A 6,442-nucleotide genomic window follows, 5' to 3' on the forward strand; every position below is an offset into this window, starting at 1 on the left:
TAATTTTGCCACTCATCGGCTCAATGCAACCCGTGCCGCCATCGCAGTCTAACTCAGGGTGAAAGACCTTAGGCTGGAGGTGGCATCATGGCAACACATCTGTCTGCGCTGGACCGGCATTTCACACTGCCCGCCACGCGCGCAATTACCCTCACGAGCCCGCTGCGCTGGCTCGCCCGTGGCTGGCAGGATTTACGCGCCAACCCCGGCCCGAGCCTCACTTACGGGCTGCTCATCACCGCAATCGGCTGGCTGCTGTTATCACTGGTTGATACCCACAGTCATTTCTTTACCACCCTGCTGACCGGCTTTTTGCTGCTCGCGCCACTGGCAGCCAGCGGGATTTATGAGCTAAGTAGCGAGCGCGAAGCCGGGCGGCCGACTTCATTCCTGCATTCGCTACGCGATGCCGGCCGCAATCTGGGGCAAACGGCGTATATCGGCGTCGTGTTAACCCTGATCGCCATTGCGTGGGAGCGCATTTCGGCCATTCTGTTTGCCCTGCTATACGGGGGGATGGTACCGGCCGAAACGCCTTTATGGGAGGCCTTTACCGGGCAATACCTCAACTTCACCTTAATCTGGGTATTCTGCGGTGCGGTATTAGCCGCCTTCGTGTTTGCCCTGACGGCGGTTTCGCTGCCGATGTTGGCCGATCGAGAAGTCGATAGCATCACCGCCATGATGACTAGCTTGCGGGCGGTGATGGAAAACGGCGCCCCCATGCTGCTGTGGGCCATGCTGATTGTGGCCATTACCGCGCTGGGGCTGGCCACCTATCTGGTCGGCTTGATTGTGTTGTTTCCACTGCTGGGCCATGCCAGCTGGCATGCCTATCGGGATTTGGTGGCCGCAGAGGAATAAGCCACCGCGGGTAGCGGTGCCCAGCCGCGCACAGGCTTGAATCATCATCAGTGCAGAGATGGCAACGATGTTCCCCGTGGCGCAGAGCGCGCCGTTTGGCGCCAGTGCAGACTGGCGCCTTTTTTCTGCCCAGTTTATTTCAGCAGCGCCGCTTGCTCAGGCGCAGCAAACCAGGCCAGCAAAAACTCGACCAGCGCCCGCACCTTGGCCGGCTGCGGCAGCCGCTGCGGATACACCAGATACAGCGGCTGCCCCGGCAAGGCATATTCGGGCAGCAGCCGCTGCAGCTGTCCGGCTGCGACTTCTTTAGCCACCAGATAGGTCGGCAAACGCGCCACCCCCGCACCGGCCAGCGCCAGATTGCGCAGCAGGTTGTAATCATTGGCCTGCAGCTTAGCGCTCACTGCCACGGCTTCGAGCTGCCCCGCACGGCTCAGCGGCCAATGGCCGGCGTTGGCAAAATGCATATTCACCAAGCACGGCAGCTGCGCCAGATCGCTGGGCTGGCGCACCGGCGGCCAGCTGGCCAGTGCAGCCGGCGCCGCCACCAGCCAATCGTGCATAATCGCCAGCGGCCGGCTTATCAGCCGCTCGGGCGGCGGTAAATTGGCGCGAATCGCCAGATCAAAGCCTTCCGCTTCCAGATCATGCGGGGTGGCCGATAAATCCAGCGCCACCGTCACCTGCGGATAGCGCGCCTGAAACGCCAGCAGCGCTTGCGCCATAAATACCCCGCCAAAACTGGTGGGCACCGTTAGCCGCAAATGCCCGGCGATCTCCTGCCGCTGCTCGGCCAGCTCCAGCTGCGCCGCCTGTAAGCGCGCCTGCCAGTCGCGGCAATGGGCTAAATACAATTGCCCCGCCTCAGTCAAATGCAGCCGCCGGGTGGTGCGATACAAGAGCTGGCTACCGAGCGCATGCTCCAGCTGGCGAATCTGCTTGCTCAGTGCTGCCTTGGAAATCCCCAGCTGCGCCGCCGCCGCGGTAAAGCTGCCTTGCTCCACCACACAAGCAAAAGCCATCGCCCACGGCCATTGCTGCTGCAATGCTTGCCATTGTTGCAGCATATTGTTACCCCAAAGTAAACAATGAATTCGATTTTAGCGGATTTATCTGCCGATTAAGCTGGAATAAGCTGTAGTCACTCACCTACATCACTGGAGCAAAACATGAAAATCCTCTTAATCGGTGCCAGCGGCACCATTGGTCAAGCCGTTTACCAAGAATTAGCCCCTCGCCACGAAATCATCACCGCCGGGCGCAATAGCGGCGATTTGCGGGTTGATTTGCGCGATTTTGCCAGCGTACAGGCGCTGTACGCTGCGGCCGGCCCGGTCGATGCCGTGGTGTCTACCGCCGGGAATGTGCACTTTGGCGCGCTGGCCGAGATGACGCCGGAGCTATTGGGCGTGGGCCTGGCAGATAAATTGATGGGACAAGTGAATCTGGTACTGGCCGGCCAGCATCTGCTGCAAGATGGCGGCAGCTTTACGCTGGTCAGCGGCGTATTGTCGGCCGACCCGATTGTGTATGGCAGCAGCGCCAGTATGGTCAATGGTGCGCTCGATAGTTTCGTGCGCGCAGCGGCCATCGAATTACCACGCGGCCAGCGTATTAATGTGGTTAGCCCAACGGTGCTCAGCGAATCTTTACCGAGTTACGGCCCCTTCTTCCGCGGTTTTGAAGCCGTGGCCGCCGCTAAAGTCGCCCGTGCCTTTAGCAAAAGCGTGGAAGGCAAACAAACTGGGCAGGTGTATATCGTTCAAGGCTAATTGGTATTTGGCTTAGCGAGATATACCCTTCCGAAAGCCGACCGTATGTACTGCGTATGGATTGACTTCGGCTCTACTCAGCCATAACCAGCAGCAGCCCTCACCTTACCGGTGAGGGTTGCTTGGCTGCTTAGTTCACATTCACCATCGCGTTAGTGTTGGCGCCGAGGCTGGTGGTGGGCAATTTGCCATCCCATTTCTCGATCCACAGCGTTTGGTTTTTCACCTGCGCGGCTTGCGCGCCGTATTTCTTGATCGCCTCACCGACAACTTCCAGCGCTTTGGCATCGCCCTCGGCTTCGGCGATTTTGGCCTCGGCCTTACCTTTGGCCACCGCGACGGCATTGGCGGCATCAGCTTGGTTTTTACGCAGCAAAGCTTCGGATTGCAGCGCTTCTTGCGTAGCCTGAATCTTGGCGTTGATGGCGTTCTGGATATTCACCGGCAGGCGCAATTCGTTCACAAAGCCAAATTGCTCCACCACGATGCCGTACTGATTCATCTCCTGATTCAGCTTGCTGCGCACCTGCTCCGCTAGGCGAATTTTCCCACCCGCCAGCAGGCCTTCGGCATCGTACGCCGTGCCATAGCTATTAAGCGCATTACGAATCGCGTTGCGGATAATCTGGCTGGTGATTTCCTCGTAGCCCCGTTTGTATTTCTGGTACAGCACCGGGGCTTTGCTGGAATCAATGCTGTAAGAAATACTGATATCCGCATTGATCACCACACCAGATGCCACCTGAAAATTCATGGATTCATCGCTAGCCGAGCCTTCGGTTTTCGATTGCGTCCAGGTGTAGGTCTGGGTAAAGGTCGGAAACTCGACCACACTGGTGCCAATGCCGATCAGATGCCAACCGCTAGATAGCGGCACCGGCTCCACCTTACCGTCAATCCGGTTGAATTCAACCCCCACATGGTTGGCCGCCACCGACGCCACGAATAGGTTCAGGATAAAACCCAAGCCCACAATCAGCGCAGCCCCACTCACCCACACTGCATGTCGTATGCCATTCATTGTCATTCCCCTTAATCAGCCACCGCCTCGACTGTGCGGCGTACCCACCCAGCATATGTAAGCAAGGGGCGGCTGAATATGCGGAAAACTCGAAGGATATGTCAGGTTTTTCTTGGGGAGAGGTGAAGGGAAAGACTGGCCAACCCACTAGCTGGGCTCGGGTGGGAAACCCAGGCACACCGCGCTGGACGCGCGGTCAGACACTTAAGCGGCAACAACCTTGATTTGCTCACCCAAACATTCAACCACCATACCGGGGCGGATTTTGGCCGTTTTGCGCGTCTCGATGGCGCCATCCACCAGCACATCACCAGCGGCAATCATCAGCTTGGCTACACCGCCCGAGGGGGCCAGCGCAGTGGCTTTCAGTAAGTCGCACAAGGCGATGTGCTCATGCTGCAGAGTAAAAATCTGTTCGTTCATTTTGCTTTCCATGTAAACGGGGTATTGCCCAGCAAACCAATTAGTACAATGGCCGAAGGCCGATACCCCTATTGCGCCAACCAACCTAAACCATGCTCCGCCAGCAGCATCGCGGTATCGTGCAGCGGCAAGCCCATCACGCCGGTGTAGCTGCCTTCCAGTTGCGCCACAAATAAGCCACCGATGCCTTGAATACCATAGGCGCCAGCTTTATCCATCGGCTCGCCGCTAGCCACATAGGCGGCAATTTGCGCCGCACTGAGAGGCGCGAACTGCACCCGGCTGACATTCAGCCGGGTTTGCACGCCCTGCTCGGTGCGTAGCGCCAAGCTGGTCAACACTTCATGAGTGCTGCCCGATAGTTTGCTCAGCATGGCCGTGGCATCAGCGGCATCGAGCGGTTTGCCTAAAATTTCATCGCCCAGCACCACCGAGGTATCTGACGCCAGTACCGGCTTGAGCGCCAAGCCCATTTCCTGCAAATGCCGCCAGCCCGATTCGGCTTTTTCTACCGCCATGCGGATCACATAGTCGCGCGGGTTTTCATTCGGCAGCGGCGTTTCATCAATCGGCGCGGCGATGCGCTCGAAAATCACGCCGGTTTGCGCCAGCAATTCTTTACGGCGTGGGCTGCCGGAAGCCAGATAGAGTTGGGTCATTATTCGCGGTGATACGGGTGGTTATTTAAGATGGATACGGCGCGATACAGCTGCTCGGCCAGCATCACGCGCACCATGCCGTGCGGCAGCGTCATTGCCGACAGCTGGAGTAATTGATCGGCGCGTTGCTTGATTTTCGGGTCGAGCCCGTCGGTGCCGCCGATGATAAATACCGTTTCGCGGCCGTCGATTTGCCACTGCTTCATGTTTTCAGCCAGCTTCATCGTCGTCCAGTTGGCGCCGCGCTCATCCATCGCCAGCACGCGGGCGTCAGTGGGAATCGCGGCTAGAATGCGCTCGGCTTCTTCGGCCATCACCTGCTGCGGCGTGCGCGCGCTGATGCGCTTGTCGGGTTTTAGCTCGGTGAGAGTCAGGGCAAAGTCGCGCGGCATGCGCTTGGCAAATTCGTTGTATCCGTCAGAAATCCAATCCGGCATTTTGTGGCCGACGGCGATGATATGCAGTTTCATACGGCAGGCTTTATTCAATCATGCGGCATGATAGCAGCTTGCATCGCCGGACGAACAAAAGCCCGCCTGGGCGGGCGGGCTTTCGGGGTGAAAGCAAGGGGTATATTGACCAAAGCTTTATTTAATAAGCCGCTTAGGTCAATACCAAGCAGGGTATTACTCAGTGCGACCGCTGGTCACGCGCTCGCGCTGGATCTTCCATTTGCCACCTTCCTGCACCAGCTCCAGCGTCTTTTGCACGGTGTCGCTGTAGTCTTGCGAGTGGTATTGCTGGGTGAAGGTCACTTCGCTGCGCTCTTTGCTCACCACTTTGCAGCTTGGTTGTTCCAGTTTCAGCGTGATCGGGCCTTCTTTGGTCACGCGCACACGGCGTTTGGCGGCCCAATCGGCGCGGCTGCGGCCGCCGCTGGCTTCAAAGCTCTGCGCGTAGAAGCCCAGATAGGTGTCCAGCTGTTTGCCCGACCAGGCGGCCGACCAGTTGCTAACCAGATCGGTCACAGCTTTCTCGCAAGTGCTGCTGTCGGCCGGTTTGGCTTCCGGGGCCGGAGCGGGCATGGCTGGGCGCGGTGGACGACCGGCCAGGGCGGCGTCGCGGTCGAGTTTCACGCTGTCGATCAGGTTGCCGCCGCAGGCGATTTTTTCATCATCGCTGATGCTGTCGCCCAGATCATCCGCCGGGGCAGTGTTTTCCAGCGGGGCCAGTTGCAGCGCGCCCAGCAGCTGGTGGGTTTGCGCCAGCACGCGCGCTTGCGCCAGCTGGTAGTCAAACTCGCCATTCACCAAGGCGATGCGGGCTTCAAACAATTCGTTTTCGGTATCCAGCACGTCCAGAAGCGAGCGCTGGCCAATGTCGAACTGGCGGCGGAAGGCATCGCGCGATTTCTCGGTGGCCAGCACGTGCTGATCCAAGTACCCGATCTGCTCTTTCAGCTTGGCGGTGTCGTTCCAGGCGATCTGGGTGGTTTGGCGGATATCGCGGCAGACTTTGTCGCGCACTTCATAAGCCACGTTCAAGAGCTCGGCGTATTGCGCCGCGCGCGCCGTGGTGGTGCCACCGCGGAACAGGTTGTAATTCATCACCAGCTGAATGCTGCTGTCGCGGTAGTTGCCATCCAGATTGTCGCGGTTTTTATCCAGACCTTGGCTAGCGCGCAGCTCGAAGGTCGGGTAGTAATCGCTCTTCTTGTTTTGCGCGTCGGCGCGGGCCGAGCGGATGTTGTACACCGCGGCTTT

General features: G+C 58.7%; 8 protein-coding genes. 2 read left to right on the top strand and 6 right to left on the bottom strand.

The genetic code is table 11. The features are described 5' to 3' along the window. Window positions 1–87 precede the first annotated feature (87 nt). The gene (locus G482_RS0100420; RefSeq protein ID WP_028448357.1) at window positions 88–864 is read left to right on the top strand and encodes a DUF2189 domain-containing protein; all 777 of its coding nucleotides are present in this window, start codon (window positions 88–90) and stop codon (window positions 862–864) included. Window positions 865–998: 134 nt separating this feature from the next. Here G482_RS0100420 and G482_RS0100425 read toward each other — a convergent pair whose 3' ends face one another. After that, on the bottom strand, window positions 999–1,931 hold the full coding sequence (locus G482_RS0100425; RefSeq protein ID WP_051258616.1) for a LysR family transcriptional regulator: 933 nt from the start codon (window positions 1,929–1,931) through the stop codon (window positions 999–1,001). Window positions 1,932–2,033: 102 nt separating this feature from the next. Between G482_RS0100425 and G482_RS0100430 the strand changes: the two genes are divergently transcribed. Beyond that, window positions 2,034–2,636 carry a short chain dehydrogenase gene (locus tag G482_RS0100430; RefSeq protein WP_028448359.1) on the top strand — a complete coding sequence of 201 codons (603 nt, stop codon included), beginning with the start codon at window positions 2,034–2,036 and terminating at the stop codon, window positions 2,634–2,636. A gap of 130 nt (window positions 2,637–2,766) precedes the next feature. Here the strand turns inward: G482_RS0100430 and G482_RS16735 are convergent, their stop codons facing one another. From G482_RS16735 to G482_RS16740, 5 genes are all read right to left on the bottom strand, one after another. Further along, window positions 2,767–3,657: an SPFH domain-containing protein gene (locus tag G482_RS16735; protein WP_051258617.1), complete on the bottom strand. Its 891-nt coding sequence runs from the start codon at window positions 3,655–3,657 to the stop codon at window positions 2,767–2,769. A 204-nt stretch (window positions 3,658–3,861) separates the two neighbouring features. Further along, entirely contained in the window at window positions 3,862–4,080 is a 219-nt protein-coding gene (locus tag G482_RS0100440) for an RNA-binding S4 domain-containing protein (protein ID WP_028448360.1), read from the bottom strand. 68 nt (window positions 4,081–4,148) lie between these two features. Then, a complete protein-coding gene (locus G482_RS0100445; protein ID WP_028448361.1) occupies window positions 4,149–4,739 on the bottom strand; it encodes a Maf family protein in 591 nt (196 codons plus the stop codon). Continuing rightward, a complete protein-coding gene (gene rlmH / locus G482_RS0100450; RefSeq protein ID WP_028448362.1) occupies window positions 4,739–5,209 on the bottom strand; it encodes a 23S rRNA (pseudouridine(1915)-N(3))-methyltransferase RlmH in 471 nt (156 codons plus the stop codon). Before rlmH ends, G482_RS0100445 begins: the two co-directional genes overlap by 1 nt. 156 nt (window positions 5,210–5,365) lie before the next feature. Then, on the bottom strand, window positions 5,366–6,442 hold a 1,077-nt coding region (locus G482_RS16740; RefSeq protein ID WP_034618495.1), incomplete at its 5' end, for a TolC family protein.

The organism is Chitinibacter tainanensis DSM 15459, from assembly GCF_000429785.1.
Lineage (GTDB): Bacteria > Pseudomonadota > Gammaproteobacteria > Burkholderiales > Chitinibacteraceae > Chitinibacter > Chitinibacter tainanensis.